Source organism: Marinobacter sp. LV10R510-11A (assembly GCF_900215155.1).
Taxonomy (GTDB): Bacteria; Pseudomonadota; Gammaproteobacteria; order Pseudomonadales; family Oleiphilaceae; genus Marinobacter.
Genome location: NZ_LT907980.1, coordinates 1,586,309 through 1,602,674 on the forward strand (window position 1 = coordinate 1,586,309; position 16,366 = coordinate 1,602,674).

General features: G+C 54.7%; 14 protein-coding genes. 6 read left to right on the forward strand and 8 right to left on the reverse strand.

Going from position 1 to position 16,366, the window contains the following annotated elements; translation table 11 throughout:
• Positions 1 to 100 precede the first annotated feature (100 nt).
• The 5 genes from CPH80_RS07590 (at position 101) to CPH80_RS07610 (ending at position 6,726) form a co-directional block, all read left to right on the forward strand.
• Positions 101 to 1,591, forward strand: a complete 1,491-nt coding sequence (locus CPH80_RS07590) for a leucyl aminopeptidase (RefSeq protein WP_096276604.1) — start codon at positions 101 to 103, stop codon at positions 1,589 to 1,591.
• A gap of 16 nt (positions 1,592 to 1,607) precedes the next feature.
• Positions 1,608 to 2,123, forward strand: coding sequence for a DNA polymerase III subunit chi (locus CPH80_RS07595; RefSeq protein WP_227520400.1), 516 nt, complete (start codon positions 1,608 to 1,610; stop codon positions 2,121 to 2,123).
• A gap of 96 nt (positions 2,124 to 2,219) precedes the next feature.
• A complete protein-coding gene (locus CPH80_RS07600; protein WP_096276608.1) occupies positions 2,220 to 5,072 on the forward strand; it encodes a valine--tRNA ligase in 2,853 nt (950 codons plus the stop codon).
• Positions 5,073 to 5,110: 38 nt separating this feature from the next.
• Positions 5,111 to 6,112 (forward strand): ketopantoate reductase family protein, encoded by a 1,002-nt coding sequence (locus tag CPH80_RS07605; RefSeq protein WP_413772266.1) that lies wholly within the window; start codon positions 5,111 to 5,113, stop codon positions 6,110 to 6,112.
• A 56-nt stretch (positions 6,113 to 6,168) separates the two neighbouring features.
• Positions 6,169 to 6,726, forward strand: a complete 558-nt coding sequence (locus CPH80_RS07610; protein WP_096276612.1) for a cob(I)yrinic acid a,c-diamide adenosyltransferase — start codon at positions 6,169 to 6,171, stop codon at positions 6,724 to 6,726.
• A gap of 8 nt (positions 6,727 to 6,734) precedes the next feature.
• Here the strand turns inward: CPH80_RS07610 and CPH80_RS07615 are convergent, their stop codons facing one another.
• The 4 genes from CPH80_RS07615 to CPH80_RS07630 all read right to left on the reverse strand — a co-directional run bounded on the left by CPH80_RS07615 (position 6,735) and on the right by CPH80_RS07630 (position 12,793).
• Positions 6,735 to 8,765 (reverse strand): methyl-accepting chemotaxis protein, encoded by a 2,031-nt coding sequence (locus tag CPH80_RS07615; protein WP_096281478.1) that lies wholly within the window; start codon positions 8,763 to 8,765, stop codon positions 6,735 to 6,737.
• 98 nt (positions 8,766 to 8,863) lie between these two features.
• Positions 8,864 to 9,751, reverse strand: a complete 888-nt coding sequence (gene ampE / locus CPH80_RS07620; protein ID WP_096276614.1) for a regulatory signaling modulator protein AmpE — start codon at positions 9,749 to 9,751, stop codon at positions 8,864 to 8,866.
• Positions 9,752 to 10,351 (reverse strand): 1,6-anhydro-N-acetylmuramyl-L-alanine amidase AmpD, encoded by a 600-nt coding sequence (gene ampD / locus CPH80_RS07625; protein ID WP_172898645.1) that lies wholly within the window; start codon positions 10,349 to 10,351, stop codon positions 9,752 to 9,754.
• A gap of 123 nt (positions 10,352 to 10,474) precedes the next feature.
• Positions 10,475 to 12,793, reverse strand: a complete 2,319-nt coding sequence (locus tag CPH80_RS07630) for a DUF1631 domain-containing protein (RefSeq protein ID WP_096276618.1) — start codon at positions 12,791 to 12,793, stop codon at positions 10,475 to 10,477.
• 235 nt (positions 12,794 to 13,028) lie between these two features.
• Between CPH80_RS07630 and nadC the strand changes: the two genes are divergently transcribed.
• Positions 13,029 to 13,868: a carboxylating nicotinate-nucleotide diphosphorylase gene (gene nadC / locus CPH80_RS07635; RefSeq protein ID WP_096281479.1), complete on the forward strand. Its 840-nt coding sequence runs from the start codon at positions 13,029 to 13,031 to the stop codon at positions 13,866 to 13,868.
• Here the strand turns inward: nadC and CPH80_RS07640 are convergent, their stop codons facing one another.
• The 4 genes from CPH80_RS07640 to CPH80_RS07655 all read right to left on the reverse strand — a co-directional run bounded on the left by CPH80_RS07640 (position 13,869) and on the right by CPH80_RS07655 (position 16,353).
• Positions 13,869 to 14,204 (reverse strand): YqcC family protein, encoded by a 336-nt coding sequence (locus CPH80_RS07640; RefSeq protein ID WP_096276620.1) that lies wholly within the window; start codon positions 14,202 to 14,204, stop codon positions 13,869 to 13,871.
• An 11-nt stretch (positions 14,205 to 14,215) separates the two neighbouring features.
• Positions 14,216 to 15,013, reverse strand: a complete 798-nt coding sequence (locus CPH80_RS07645) for a ParA family protein (RefSeq protein ID WP_096276622.1) — start codon at positions 15,011 to 15,013, stop codon at positions 14,216 to 14,218.
• An 84-nt stretch (positions 15,014 to 15,097) separates the two neighbouring features.
• Entirely contained in the window at positions 15,098 to 15,814 is a 717-nt protein-coding gene (hda, locus tag CPH80_RS07650; protein WP_096276624.1) for a DnaA regulatory inactivator Hda, read from the reverse strand.
• Complete coding sequence (locus CPH80_RS07655; RefSeq protein ID WP_096276626.1) at positions 15,793 to 16,353, reverse strand: CDP-alcohol phosphatidyltransferase family protein; 561 nt, start codon at positions 16,351 to 16,353, stop codon at positions 15,793 to 15,795. Before CPH80_RS07655 ends, hda begins: the two co-directional genes overlap by 22 nt.
• Positions 16,354 to 16,366 lie beyond the last annotated feature (13 nt).

Genomic DNA, 16,366 nt, shown 5'->3' on the forward strand with positions numbered 1-16,366 from the left:
TTGATAATCCACCTTCAAACCCCAATGCTTGGTGGTATCGGAACAAATCATTCCCGCCGCCAACAACTGCGGCTTCCACGGATCACCAACAGGAGTTTCCATGAACTTCAGCCTCAACAGCAAAGCCATTGCGAACACCAAAGCCGACTGCCTGGTCATTGCCCTGCCAGAAAAAGGCGACTGGCCGGCCTCCACCACCGAGGCAGACGGCGCATTAGGCGGGCTGATCAGCAAACTTCAGAAAGCCGGCGACATCAGCGGCAAAAACGCAGACACAAACCTGATTCCGTTGAGTGACCAAACCTGGAGCAGGCTGCTAGTTGTAGGCACCGGCAAAGACGCAGACCGCAACCCGCCCAACTTCCGCAAGGCGCTTATCGCAATGATGGGCGTGCTAAAAGACGGGCCCTCAAAAAGCGTGTTAATCGCCCTTTCGGACACGGCTCTGACTGGCGATAAAGGCGTAAGCTCAGAGCTGGCAAAACTCAGCCTGGTTGGTCGCACGCTGGAAGACCAGCTCTACGCGTTCAGCGACTTCAAAAGCGAAAAGCCTGATGCGCGCAAACTCAGCAAAATTCTGGTTGCCGCCTCAGACACCGGCAAAGCCCAGAAAGAAGCGTTCAACTTAGGTTTGGCGACCGGCCGTGGCATGAACTTCACTCGTGACCTGGGCAACATGCCGCCCAACATCTGCCACCCTGTGTGGCTGGCCGAACAAGCCAGTAAAATGGCAGCCGACCACGATTGCATCAAGACGGAAATCCTTGATGAAAAGCAGATGCAAAAACTGGGTATGAATTCCCTCCTGGCGGTCGGCAAAGGCAGCACTCAGCCGCCCCGCCTGATTGTAATGGAATACCGCGGTGGCAACGCAAAAGACAAGCCGTATGTTCTTGTAGGTAAAGGCATCACCTTCGACACCGGCGGTATCAGCCTTAAGCCAGGCGCTGGCATGGATGAAATGAAATACGATATGGGGGGTTCTGCAGCCATATTCGGCGCCATGCAAGTACTTGCGGAGACCCAGCCAAAAATCAACGTGGTTGCCGTGATCGCGGCCGCTGAAAACATGCCGGATGGCAACGCCACACGCCCGGGCGACATTGTGACCACTATGTCGGGCCAGACCGTGGAAATCCTCAACACAGACGCTGAAGGCCGCTTAGTATTGTGCGACGCCCTCACCTACGTGAAAAAGTTCGACCCGGAAGTCGTGATTGATTTGGCCACTCTAACGGGCGCCTGCATCGTTGCTCTCGGCCACGAGGCTACTGGCCTGTTGGCAAACAACGACGAGCTAGCCAACGAATTGCTGGCCGCCGGCGATCGCGCCAGCGACAAAGCTTGGCGCCTGCCGCTGTGGGATGAGTACCAGAGCCTGCTAGACAGCAACTTTGCAGACATGGCCAACATCGGCGGCCGCTCGGCGGGCACCATTACCGCTGCTTGTTTCCTGTCGCGCTTCACCAAGGAATACCGCTGGGCGCACCTCGACATCGCTGGCACTGCTTGGCACTCCGGCAAAGCCAAAGGCTCATCAGGCCGCCCGGTTCCGCTGTTGGTCGATTACCTGATGTCCCATGCCGGGTAGTAATGTGGAAAGTAATTTGGATAGCAATGTGGAAAGCAGTACGGCAACACAAACCGGCAGCCATGCTGCCGGTGGCTCCGAGCAGCAGGCAAGAAACCAGCGTTACTGGTTTCACATCCTGCTGCAGGACACCCCCGCCGCTCGCCACCTGCACGCCACTAAGCTTGTAAACAAAGCTTGGCAGCAAGGCGACCGGGTGTGCATTGTGTGTGATACCGCTCAACAGGCTGAAGAACTGGACGACTTGATTTGGAACTTCAGCCCAGATGCGTTCATTCCCCACAGCGTGATACCCGACGCCGCTACACCTTGTATCGAATCAGTCGGCATACTGCTGTGCCCGCCGGTAGCTGAAGACTGGGACACCGTTATCATTCTTTCGGAGACTCTTCCGGCAAACGCGGACAGATTCAAGCGCCTTGCTCTCGTGGCCCACAATGACCCTGCGGTTCTCAACCAAGCTCGGTCGCATTTCAAACAACTCAGAGCACTGGGTGTCGAACCTCAAGTGCACGATCAACGAAAGCGTTAGCCTAACGCTCAGGTTCGCCGCAATCCGGGCGACCATGTATAATCATGCGTTTCAATTTTCCCTTGTGAATCAATCAAACGGTCGCCAGCAAAACCCATGGAAAAAACCTACCAGCCAGAAAACATCGAGCGCCAGTGGTACGAGAACTGGGAATCCAAAGGCTACTTCCGCCCCAGTGGCGAAGGCGAATCTTACAGCCTCGCTATCCCGCCTCCCAATGTGACCGGCAGCCTGCACATGGGCCATGCCTTCCAGCACACCATCATGGACACGCTCACCCGCTACAAACGCATGCAGGGCCACAACACCCTGTGGCAGGTCGGCAGTGACCACGCGGGCATCGCTACGCAGATGGTTGTTGAGCGCAAACTCGCCGCTGAAGAAGGCAAAACCCGCCACGACTTGGGCCGAGAAGAATTCACCAAGCGGATTTGGGACTGGAAAGAACAATCTGGCGGCACCATCACCGACCAAATGCGCCGACTGGGCAACTCGGTAGACTGGGACACCGAACGCTTCACCATGGACGACGGCTTCTACAAGGCCGTGCAGGAAGTGTTTGTTCGTCTGTACGAAGACGGCTTGGTATATCGTGGCAAGCGCTTGGTGAACTGGGATCCCAAGCTGCACACCGCCATTTCTGATCTGGAAGTTGAGAACAAGGAAGAGAAAGGCTATTTCTGGCATCTGCGCTACCCGCTGGCCGACGGTGCAACCACACAAGATGGCAAAGACTATCTAGTCGTCGCGACCACTCGCCCGGAAACCATGCTGGGCGATACAGCCGTTGCCGTGCACCCGGATGATGAGCGCTATCAGCACCTGATTGGCAAGTTCATCATGCTGCCACTAGTAAACCGCCGCATTCCAATCATTGCCGATCACCACGCCGATCCTGAAAAAGGCTCCGGCTGCGTGAAGATTACCCCAGCCCACGATTTCAACGACTACGCCGTGGGCAAACGCAACAACCTGCCGATGATGAACGTGCTAACCCAAGACGCGAACATTCGCGAACAGGCCGAAGTGTTCAACAGCGACGGCACTGAAAATACTGAGCTGGATGCTTCCTTGCCCGCAACTTACGCCGGCATGACCCGGGAAGACGCGCGCAAACAGATCGTTGCCGATATGGACGCCGCTGGCTTGGTTCAGCAGGTGGAAGATCACGTATTGAGCGCGCCCCGTGGCGACCGTTCTGGCCTGATCATCGAGCCCATGCTGACCGATCAATGGTTTGCCGATGCCAAGACTCTGGCGAAGCCGGCTATTGAAGCTGTTGAAGACGGCCGTATTCAGTTTGTGCCCAAGCAGTACGAAAACATGTACTTCTCTTGGATGCGCGACATTCAGGATTGGTGTATCTCGCGCCAGCTTTGGTGGGGCCACCGCATTCCGGCTTGGTACGACACGGAAGGCAATATCTACGTGGGCCGCAGCGAAGAGGAAGTGCGCGAGAAGCACAACTTGGCGGCGGATTTCGCACTGAAACAGGACGACGACGTTCTCGATACTTGGTTCAGCTCTGCCCTGTGGACGTTCGGCACTCTGGGTTGGCCAGAAATCAACGAGCGCCTGAAAACCTTCCACTCTACCGATGTGCTGGTTACCGGTTTCGACATCATTTTCTTCTGGGTTGCCCGGATGATCATGATGACCATGCACTTCATGAAGAATGAAGATGGCACGCCGCAGGTTCCGTTCAAGACCGTTTACGTCACCGGCCTGATCCGTGACGAGAACGGCGACAAAATGTCCAAATCCAAGGGCAACGTGATTGACCCGCTGGACATGATCGACGGCATTGATCTTGCTCCTTTGCTGGAGAAGCGCACCGGTAACCTGATGCAGCCCAAGCTGGCCAAAAAGATTGCCAAGCAAACAGAAAAGGAATTTCCAGAAGGCATCTCTGCCCACGGCACTGACGCCCTGCGCTTTACCCTGGCAGCCATGGCCACCACTGGCCGCGACATTAACTGGGACATGAAGCGCCTGGAAGGCTATCGCAACTTCTGCAACAAGCTGTGGAACGCCGCCCGTTACGTGTTGATGAACACCGAAGGTGAAGACTGCGGCGTGAATGGCGAGCCGGTTGAGCTATCGCTGGCAGACCGCTGGATTACCAGCGCACTGCAGCAGTGCGAGCAGGATGTGACCCGCCACTTGGATCAGTACCGTTTCGATTTGGCGTCCCACGCGTTGTATGAGTTTATCTGGAACGAATACTGCGACTGGTACCTAGAGCTGTCCAAGCCTTCCCTGAGCGACGACAGTGCTAGCGCCGAAGCCAAACGCGGCACACGCCGCACTCTGGTTCGCGTGTTGGAAACCGTTCTGCGCTTGGCGCACCCAATCATGCCGTTTATCACAGAAGAGATCTGGCAGCGCATTGCGCCGTTGGCGGGCAAATCCGGTGACAGCATTATGCTGCAGCCTTTCCCGCAGATGGATGCCAGCAAGCACGATTCACAGGCCGTCGAGGATATTGATTGGCTGAAGGGTGTGATTGTGGCGGTGCGTAATATCCGTGGCGAGATGAACATTTCCCCGGCGAAGAAGATTCCGGTTCTGTTCCGTGGCAACAGCGCAGACGGGCAGCGCCGGATGAATGAGAACCGTCAGTTCCTGAGCTCTTTGGCCAAGCTGGAAAGCCTAGAGTGGTTTGAGGGCGACAATGCTCCCATGAGTACCACTCAGTTGGTGGGCGATATGGAAGTGCTGGTTCCTATGGCTGGTCTGATTGATAAGGATGCAGAACTGAAGCGTCTGGACAAGGAGCTTGAGCGTCTGCAGAAGGAAATCGGGCGTTTTGAAGGCAAGCTGAACAATGAGAAGTTTACTGCTAAGGCGCCGGCTGAGGTTGTTGCTAAGGAGCAGGAGAAGCTGGCGGAGGCTCGGAGTAACCTGAGCCGGTTGAACCAGCAGCGCGCAGACATTGAGGCCATGTAGGTATGGTGTTTGTGGGTGAGCGTTCCGGGGGTGGCGAGTTGATTGCCATTCTTGGAGCGGGTTCTTTGGGGCGGCTTTGGGCCGCCCTTTTGCCGTCTGAGGACTGTGGTTTTTTGCCTCGGCTCTTTAATGATATGTCCGAACATGAATTTGGGCTTGGGGGGAGCTTCAGCCGTCAGGAAGCCCCTCCCGAAACACGCTGTGAATACGTCCTTGTACGCTCTGTTCCGCCATCCTTGGCTCCACAAGGTTTCGGGAGGGGCTTCCTGACGGCTTCGCCGGACTCTGGGGAGGCCCGCACCTTTGTTAGCCTTCCTTGGCTTCAATCAACGGGGAACGTACAGCTTCTGCTAGTGACAACGAAAGCTGGAGATACGCTCTCCGCTTTGGAGAGCTGGCTACCTTGTATTCCGGTCGACACGCCTGTTGTTTTGTTTCAGAACGGTCTCGGTAGCCAGCAGGCGGTTGCCGAACGCTGGCCAGAGAGGCCGATTCTGGTGGCCAGTACCACCGAGGGTGCGAATCGGCCTTCGCCGGATGTATTGGTTCATGCTGGGGCTGGGGATACTTGGGTGGGTTCACTGACGGCCTTTGCGGAGAACCACACCGCCGGTGTCGTTCAGCAATTGGCTGCAACCGGGTTGAGGGTTCATGCTGAAGACAGCATTCTAAAGCGGCTCTGGCAGAAGTTGGTGGTCAACGCGGGGATCAATCCGTTTACGGCTCTGCTGGACTGCCCTAACGGTGAGATTCTGGACTCCCCTCTCTATCAGCAGAATATTGACGGGCTTTGCCGGGAGATATCTCTTTTGTTGCATGCGGAAACCGCAGAGAACATTGCACCGGAAGTTCTGCGAGAGCGTGTTGAAACGGTGGCGAGGAATACCGCCAGCAATACATCATCCATGCGCGCGGATGTTAAGGCGGGACGTAAAACCGAAATCGATTTTATTAATGGTTACCTTGTGCAATGCGGAAAGCGCAATGACATTGCCACGCCGGTAAACCAAATGTTGACTGAGCGAGTACAAGCTTTATAACGATTTTAACCAATCAGCTCTTAACTAATCAGCGTTTAACCAATAAGGAGTTCTTCATGGGCAATCGCCTTTCCAAGATCTACACCCGCACCGGTGATGACGGCTCTACCGGTCTGGCCGATGGTAATCGCATTGCAAAGAACGCCCAGCGTGTTGAGGCGATGGGCATGGCCGATGAGCTGAACTGCCACATTGGTCTGCTAATTGAAACTCTGGACAGCGACGACGAGATGCTGGAGCCAATGCGCCGCATTCAGCACCATTTGTTTGATTTGGGTGGTGAATTTGCGATTCCAGGCAGTAAGGCGATCAACGATGAGCACATCAGTTGGTTAGAAAACCTGCTAGACGAACTGAACGAGCCACTGCCACCCCTGAAGAATTTCATCCTGCCCGGCGGCAGCCCTGCAACGGCCCAGTGCCACCTAGCTCGCGCAGTGTGCCGCCGCGCTGAGCGTGTGGTGGTTGCCCTAAGCCATGAAGATTCTATCAATCCTCTTGGTCGCCAGTATCTGAACCGCTTATCAGACCTGCTGTTTGTAGCCGCAAGGGTATTAGCCCGTCGGGACGGCGCTGAAGAGATTTTGTGGGATCAAAAGAAGTCAGGGATGTAGCCCCAACTTCAAACCTTAAACGCTTCCACAAGTCTCTGCAGAGAAGCCGTCAGTTCGGACATTTCACTGGATGAAGCCAGTGTTTCCTTAGCATTAGCAGCAGTCGATGTGCCCAGTTCACCAATGTGGGCAACACTGGCATTCACATCTTTGGATACCGCAGACTGCTCTTCTGCTGCCTGGGCGATCTGGTGGCTCATGTCCACAATCACTGAGATACCCTTGGCAATCCGGCTCAGTGCTTCGGTTACTTCTCCGGATTTCTGAACGGTTGCCTGGGTTACATCACGGCTGTTGGTCATGGCGGCGACAGCATCTTTCACGCCGCTCTGAAGCCGTGAAATCATACCCTCGATTTCTTCGGTAGACTTATGGGTGCGCTGGGACAGTGAGCGTACTTCGTCGGCAACGACCGCAAAACCGCGGCCTTGCTCGCCCGCACGAGCGGCTTCAATGGCAGCGTTCAGCGCCAGAAGGTTGGTCTGCCCGGCGATCGCTTTGATTTCCACAAGCACCTGGCTAATGTTGTCGCTGTCTTCGCTTACTCGGTTGATTACATCCACGGCACCGGAAATTTCGGTCGCCAACCGGTTGATAGTTTCCACGGTATCCGAAACCACACCACGGCCGGTTTCTGTATCCTGCTCGGCGGCGGTGGCACTGTCTGCAACCCGGTGAGCACTTTCGGTTACCTCGCTCACGGCTTCAACCATTTGGCTCATGGCCTCATTAATCTGGCCACTTTCTGCCATCTGGTTCGCCACTGCTTCACTGTTGGCAGTAGCCGTGACTTTCACTCTGGCAGCTTGCTGATCAACGTCAGACGTTGTTCGACTAACAGACCGTATCAGCTCGGCAATGCGATCCGTCATGCTGTTGAACTCGCCGGTCAGTTCACCCAGCTCATCACGGTTATCGAGTGAAATACGGGTCGTCATATCCCCTGCCGCCACTTTGCGCGCCGCCTCACTGAACCGGTTGATCGCAGTGCGCACGGACATGAAAAAGCCAATATAGAGGTACACGACAATAAGCAGAACCACGATTAGTGCCACTACGATCAGGCGGCGCTGGCTCACCTCTTGATCCAAACTGGCATTCAAGTTGGCTTCTATCACATCAAACGCAGCAGCTTTCAGCTCGCCATAACCCGTCAGCTCAGTAGCAATACGCGAGTCATACTCCTGCCAGGATAGCTCCAGCCGCATCGGCGTGATGATATTCAGGTCGACCAGTTCACGGACGTTCAGAAGGCTCTCATCAACGCTTCTCAATGCATCACCCGCTTTGGATGCCAGCGCTGGTGAAGTGTCTGCAGCTAGCGTGAGTGCCGGCGAAACCAACGAGCCACGGTTGGTCAAGCCATCATAAATTTCGTTGAAGTTATCACTGAGAGCATAACCAATCTGGCCATCTACCAACGCATACATGCCATAGGAGCGTGCCTTCCCGATAACGCTGCGAGCTTCTGGCAGGGTTTCACGGATCAACCCAAGAACTAGTAGATTTTCTCTTGATGTACCCTGGCCCAAACCTGAGCTCTCTATGGTACCGGGAAGAAGCGCCAATACCTTCTGGACAAATCCCTGGAAGTATTTGAACTGCGGATCAAAGTTGGTCTGGTAGTTATCATCTGCGCGGACGCTCTGCCAATCAGATTTGAGGGCTTCCACCTGATCGGCCCAAGCGCCAGACACGTCAAATGAGCGGGCTTCCGCCGTCAGGCCATCCAAAATAGCGCTAATTTTCTTCGCGGCTTCATCTGAGCGGGCCATGATGGCGTCTTCATTTTTAGCCACTGCGGGCGCGCGGTAATCGCGATAGTCAAAAGAAGCATCTACAAGGCGATCAATCTGACGTAATTGCTCTAGGCCTTCGACGCCGCGGGTCATGGTCTCAACCGAGCGGTTGAGCTCAGTCATCACGAGCCAAGACAACCCACCAATCGGTAAAAGGAACAAGATGCTGATGAGGCTGAATTTGTACAGCATCGGCAACCGGTTCATCAGTGCTACTGCGGGATTAATGAGTTGCTTCACATCGGCCTCTCTTTGGATCACAAACAACTGAATTATTGTTCTTTTGTTATCGCCCGAACACCCAAAAACTTGAGTGCTATATTTTGCTACTCAACTCTTCAGACAACTCCGGCAATAACCAGTAACGCCAGTACGCATATCCACACGAGCATGCTCCGGTTGAGCAGGTCTCTCACCGCACTCAGGCTGCGCCCACCAAAACTGGCCCACTCATCCGGGTGAATCTGGGAAAACCGCGCTGGATCAAGAGCATATCCGGTTAACGACCCATTAGCAGAAATCATGAGCACCTCTGGCGTTTTTTTCGTAATGCCAGCAATCCCTGCCCTGGTTTCTCTCAGCCAACCCGACAGGTCACCGGCAATTCCGAAGGTTATTGAAAGCAACCTTACCGGTACCCAGTTAACCCACTCGCAGGCCTTGAGATATCTCGGCCTTGCGGCGGCCTGGGGCCATTGCTCTGCTAGGGCCACAATTCCCCGCACAAAAATCGCCAGGCCGATACCACCCACCACATACCAGAATGCAATCAAGAAAAAACGCTGGAAGACCGCCAGCATCAAAGCCCGGGACAAGGAAAGGTGCATAACTTCCGGTGATGCCGCTGCACCGCGCTCGCTGGCAGGTAGGCGTTCTTGTATGTAATGCCAAGCTGCCTGCATGTCGCCCTTGCGCCAGGCTTCAGTATAAGGCTCGATAGATTGCCGCCAGCCAGGCGCGCCCATCATCAGCACGAGCACAAGGATTTCCAGCGGATAGGCCGCTATCCGCCAGCCGTATAGCGCCAGAACATACACGCTCAGGGCTGCCAGAAGCGCCGGCACCGCCACCAAAAGCAGGCCGTTCAGAGTGCCCGATTCATGGCCGGCTTTAGCTACGCGGCCATGGCGAAACCAGCGTCGCCATAGCTCATCACCGGAAATCGTATTAAGACTGTCAAGGCGCCGACGCACTAGGTAGGCAATAAGAAAAACCACCAGAATCATTTACACAGCTCCTTTTCGAGACGGTTCGCCACCGGGTTTCTCAGCTTGGGCAGCCTGTAAAGACGCCCAAAAATAATGCCAATCAAATGCCGGCCCGGGGTCGGTCTTGCGGCCGGGCGCGATATCACAGTGGCCAGTAACCCGGTCGCTGGTAATAGCCGGCCAGGCTGAACGAACCACTGTCGTAAGCGCTGCAAGCGAACGATACTGCTCCGGCGTGTAAGGAATGTCATCCGCGCCCTCAAGCTCAATTCCGAGGGAAAAGTCGTTGCACTCTTCAACACCCTGAAAGCACGAACGTCCGGCGTGCCAGGCTCTTTCCAACAGACTGACAAACTGCACCACCGCTCCATCCCTGTGAATCAGGGCGTGGGCAGAAACGCGCATATCGGCAATGGTTGAAAAATACGGGTGCTCGGCGGGGTTTAGGCAGTTTGTGAAAAAGTCTTCAATGTAACGCCCACCAAACCGACCGGGAGGAAGGCTGATGCTGTGCACCACCAGAAGACTTATAGCCGCACCTTCTGGTCGGGGGCCATAGTTCGGCGACGGACACCAGCGCGCAGATGAAAGGCGCCCCGTTTCGCGAAGAGCTTTTATGTCTTCGCCGTAAACGGTCGCACCAGTGTGATAAGAGGCTGAGTGGGGCAAGGTGAATCCATAGTTATCAGAGCATTACATTGTGGTTTGATTGAATCACAAAGTAAGGCCGGTTACCACGGATCAATCCTTGCGGCTGCTGCGAAGGTTATCGATGATAGATTCCAGCGCTCGATCGAAGATAAGCCCGTCATCGAGCATGCTGACGGCACCGCTCGCCATCGTGGCAGCCAGCTCCTGACGACGATACTCTGCAACCTTCGCACCACTACGATTGACAAAAATGTACTTGCCCGTGGCTCTGATAAACGCCGCCAGTTTACACCGCAGTTTGGTTCCGTCGCGGGTGAGTTCAATCCAAGCGCCAACACGGAGGTTGTCCGTCTGATCCAGCCATTGCTGGGGAACCACCTCTGTCTCTTCCAAAGCTGGCGCTTCATCAACGGGCTCAGTAAGCACAGACGGCGCTGCCTCGGCCTCGTTCGGCTCTGCCACACCCGCCTGCAGCTCTTCGGTAACCGCTTCAGCGATCACTGGATCAGGATCTCTTTCTGGCTGAGGTGGCGCAGTAGCCAAACGCTGAAATACGTCTACGTGGGCCAGCTCCAAATCGCGTACGGCCGTATCCGTGGCAAACGGATCCCAAGATATTTCCTGAAGGGCTACGCGGAAGTCGTCAACAATAGCCGGGATCGCCCGGAGCAGTTCGCTTCGGGTAGTCGCTTCAACCGGCTGCGGATCCACACTCCAAACAAGATGCCCGGTGAGCTCACTCGCATCGGCCCAACGCTCACTTTCTTCGCCTTCCCGCAATAACACCCACTGCAAATACTTTGTCCAGGCCTCATTGAGCATCTCGAGAATGGGCCCCGGAACATCTCGTGCGGCCGTAAAATCCTTAATTAGTGATTCAGCAACTTGGCATGCCCGCTCCTGACGCGCCCTGCCCTCCTCGGCATCCCGCAGCCGTTGCTCTACCAGCTCCCCGCGGCGGCGATCAAGATCCGTAAAGTGGCAAAAATCCTTCAGTAGCTCATCGAAAATCGACACATTGTCGGTAAATTCGTTGAGTACCCGATCCACAACAACCCCGATTTTTTCATGCAGAGGATCGCGTTGGCCGGGGCGCTTCTCACTCCAGCCAATGGCAGAGAGGGCAAGCTCGTTCAACAGTTTACGAACCGGGTGACCGCCCCGGTTAAAAAAGGTTTTGTCGCTCAGGGCAACCTTCAATACGGGTATCTGCAAGCGCCCGATGAGCGCTTTCATTACCGAGTGTAATTGCCGATCTTCGAGTATGAAATCAAATAACATGGACACCAGGTTGATTACATCGCTGTCCACTTGGCCAAGGTTGGCTTGCTGACCATTCGCCGCCTGCAGCACAGGTTGGAGCTGCTGGTCCAATGAGGCCACTTCACCGCCTTCCCACGGACCAAAGGAAGCCTGCGCTTCGCTAAGACGAGCCATCAGTCGGTTAGTATCGAGATAGGTTTTATCGGTCGTGGCCGGCTCGGCCGTGGCATATAGGTTGCCCTTCTGGTGCAGGAGTGCGCTCAATTCGGAAAACGTCGCATAAGAAACTTCACCTTGCATCTGATCATGGCCATAGTTCTGGCCATAGCTCTGCCCATAGCTCTGGCCACTGCCTAGCTCGCTCGCCTCATCGCCTCTCCCGTGCTGCACAGAACTTGGCGGCACAGGTGCTGAAGTCGCAGATCTGGCACCGGGAGTGCCCCCTGGCGAACGGGGTTGTGGTCGTTTAACGTCTGGCAGAACACCTTCTGAGATCAGCGTGCGGTTAGCGTCCTGATAAAAATCACCAAGGGTATCTGCCAGCAAGCGATCGAACAATTTAAGCACAACCAGTTTTGCGCGGATGTCGATATCCAGATCGGCGCAAGCCTCAGCAACGCCTCCACAGATAACTTCGGGGCTGAGCGGCATTTGGCTATCAGCCAGCTCCACCTTAGGAACCAAGTGGTTTACCCGCAACGACAAAAGCTGGATCGGGCCCTGATACCGATTACGTAGTTTATTGATCAGATTATCAACAGCAACCTGCTGCTCCAGATCTGAATGCTCTACTAGGCTGAGGGAATCTTGATCAACATCGTCCAGAGCCCCGCTAGAGTGCCGAGGACGGAACTTGCCGATGTCGTTAAATGCCTGGCTGACATACTGCAGTACTGAGACCGCCATGGCTTTACGGCGCAGCCTTAATTCGCGCATGGCATCAAAATAAACGGTCTGATCCGTGTTGGAACCAGCGCGGTCAGCCAATTCAAACAAAGCATCGTCAGCACGCTCGAAAAAGCGCCCGAGAACGCCCTTCAGAACCAAGCCTGACGTATCACGCAAGCGAACAAGGGCCGGCGGCAGTTCGAACCGAGAAAACGGCTTCTGACCAGAAAAACTGACAACCTTGTTATCCTGCTTCATTTAACGGCTCCCGACCAGGGCATGTAACACGCTTGGCCATAGGTTTGAAACTACTCTGATTACACATCATACGAGTTGCCCGCGTCACCTTGTGTCCGAATTTGTCACCTTTTGTGTAGACCGGACTCAGGTCACACTTTCTTCATTATTTGGCGAAACCGTTGGCGGGCTATAGAATCGTGCACCCGGAATATTTCAGAATCCTTTGGCCCCAGACGCAAGCGGACGCATGACCATGATTTTCACTGAACGCCTACGCCAATCACAAATTGAGACCGTCGCGCTGAGCCTGCGGGAGGATATCGGCGACGGCGATATAACGGCCCAGCTTATCCCGCTGGAGAAACAGGCCACGGGGCGTGTCATTACACGGGAGCAGGCAACGATAGCGGGCCGCGAGTGGGTGGACGAAGTGTTTCGCCAGGTGGACAGCTCAGTGTCACTGGAGTGGCTGGTTCAGGATGGCGAATCCGTGTCTCCCGACCAGGTCTTGTTTCGCATGAAAGGTACCGCTAGAAGCCTGCTAACCGCTGAGCGATCTGCGCTGAACTGGCTGCAGACTCTTTCAGGGGTTGCGACAAACTGCGCAGGTTACGCAGCACGGGTGGCTCATACCGGTGTACGCCTTCTGGATACCCGCAAAACTTTGCCAGGACTGCGGCTCGCCCAGAAATACGCGGTGACTTGTGGCGGCTGCCATAACCATAGAATAGGCCTGTGGGATGCCTTTCTCATCAAGGAAAACCACATCTCGGCTTGCGGATCTATTGCTGACGCTATCGGTGAAGCCCGCAGGATCGCACCTGGCAAACTGGTAGAAGTAGAAACTGAAAACTTGGCGGAGTTGGATCAGGCCCTCAGCGCAGGCGCTGACATCATCATGCTTGATGAATTCTCCATGGATGATCTGCATGCTGCAGTCGCCATAAACAAAGGGCGGGCAAAACTGGAAGCATCTGGAGGCATCAGCGCAGACACACTGGTTCCCATTGCGGAAACCGGCGTCGACTATATTTCAATTGGCGCGTTGACCAAGGACGTCAGAGCGATAGATCTCTCCATGCGACTGGATTGATCAGTTGCTCGACAGCAACTGATCAACAGCCTCAAGCTCCCGAATCAAACGTAGCCCTGATTCGGGGCGGCCGCGGAAGTACTCCTCGGCCATGGGCGCAATGCCAGAAACCGCCGGCAAGGGGTGATCATTTTCAACAATCAGCTTCATGCGCTCTAGGAACACGAACTGAACCCACTGGGTAAACGTCAGCGTGTCGAGGCAAAATGGCTCGGTGCTTTGAAACGCATCCGCAGGGGGGCGCTCTATTTCCCACAAACCGAGCTGACGCAGCTCCATCTCAATACCCAGAAGACAATCCGCAACCTGCCCTGTAACGTCACCAGAATCTGTCATAAAAACCTGTGTCAATCTGAAAGAGGCTCAAGCTCTACCGCCTCGCCATTCAGCACTCGGTAAAGATCTTCAAACTGGCGTGTAAGCGGGTGTTTCGGCGCCATGTGAATAAGCGGTTGCCGGCACTGGTGGGATTCTTTCATTTTTACCGAACTGGACAAGCGTACCGGTAGCACCGGCAAGCCTTCCGCTATCAACTCTTTTACCAGTTGCTTTGGCAGGGTCGCACGGGGCTGAAACTGATTGGCAATAATACCTTCAACCACAAGTTCTTCGTTGTGGTCTTCCTGTAAATCACGGATTTCGTTGAGAATATTATAAAGCGCCTGACGAGAGAAATCATCACAATCGAAAGGGATCAAGCAACGCTGAGCCGCGATAAGCGCGGAACGGGTATAGAAGTTCAGCGCCGGTGCCGTATCAATGTAAATTTCATCGAAGGATTCACCCAGCTTTTTGAGCGCCTCACGGAGCTTATAAATTTTATGCTTCGCCTCCAGCTTGCGCTCAAGGAAATCCAGCTCAGGGCTGGAAGGCAACACAAAGAGATTCTTGAACGGTGAAGCGTGAACAAACTCCTCGGGGCGACGATTGAATACCTTGAACGCTACCGTCTGCTCCAACATGTCTGCAACCGTATCTTCAAGCTCACTGGCAGGTTTACCCAGAAGATAATGGGTCGAATTCCCCTGAGGATCCAGATCAACCACCAGTGTCCGTTTGCCCCGGGCGGCGCTAATCGCTGCCAAGTTACAGGTAATACTGGACTTCCCTACTCCACCTTTCTGGTTGAATACTACCCGTCTCATGTCGTCTCTCCATCTGGCACTTTATTCAGTGCCTTATCGTTTGAATGCTGTCTCTGTGTTTTGTTATGCCTAGTTTTTGTGTTGCTACCACTGCATGACTGTTTTCACAAACGGAATGGTGAGGCGTCGCTGAGCCTGCAAGGAATTTTCATCAAGGGTATCGAGAATACTCAGCAGGTCTCCAAGTCGCCTCGGCGCCCTGCGCATGATAAAGCCTGCAACGTCGTCCGTCATTGTCAGGCCACGCTGTTCAGCACGGGCCATAAGAATTTTTAACCGATCATCATCTCGGTAAATTCCGAGCTGAACCGTAAGCCCATGATGCAGCCTGGATACCAGATCCGGCAACACAAAAGGCAGGGAGCCAGGAACCTCGGAGAGACTCACGACCAGCATATGGCCGCTGTCGTGCAATCGGTTGTACAGATGAAAAACCGCCTCTTCCCAGTCCGCTTTTCCCGCCACTCTATCCAGATCATCAAGCGCGACAACGTCCATGGCATCCAAGCCCGCTAGCGCTTCCGGCCCAAAGGGCTCAAGCTCAGCAATACTAATACAAACAGAGGTTTTCCGCTCAGCCTCCGCATGATGGCAGGCGGCCTGAAGCAAGTGGCTTTTGCCAGTATCTGAATCACCACAGACCACTACCACTGGCAGCCCAGCTGGCTGCTTGAATACTGACAGCAGGCGCAACGCTGCGTTCCGGTTGCGGCCACCATGGAAATTGTCGAAACGTGCATCGTCCCGTAGCTTTATGCCAAGAGCTAGTTGAGAGGGGCTCACGACTGCTTGGCCCTCCATGCCCGTGCACTCCAGATCAGAATGTAATGGCCGCCGCTGAACGCAGCCGATGCTGCAACCAACCATATTCCCGCATCCAGCCACACTGGCTGAACTGGCAATCCAGCCAGAATAACAATAATACCCAGAATCACGAGAACTTGAACCAGAGTATTCAACTTACCAGGCACGCTCGGCTCCATATCAAAACGGCCGATACAGTAGTGATAAACAAGAGCACCTAAAACAATCAGGATATCCCGCCCCAGCACCAGCACAAACAGCCACAGTGGTAACACCGATGTATATGTCAGCATTAGATAGGCCGTAACCAGCAAGGCTTTATCCGCCAACGGATCGGCCACAGCACCAAACCGTGAACGCCAGTTGAAATGCCGTGCAAGGAAACCATCAAGGCCATCTGTAACCGATGCGACGGCGAAAATTAACAAAGCGAGGCGATACTCCTGAACCAGCAAAGCGTTGGCGAAAGGAGCGATCAGCAAAATGCGCACAAACGTCAGAGCATTGGGAATCCAGCGCCAAGCGTGTGACCTCACAGAACCGCCTCCG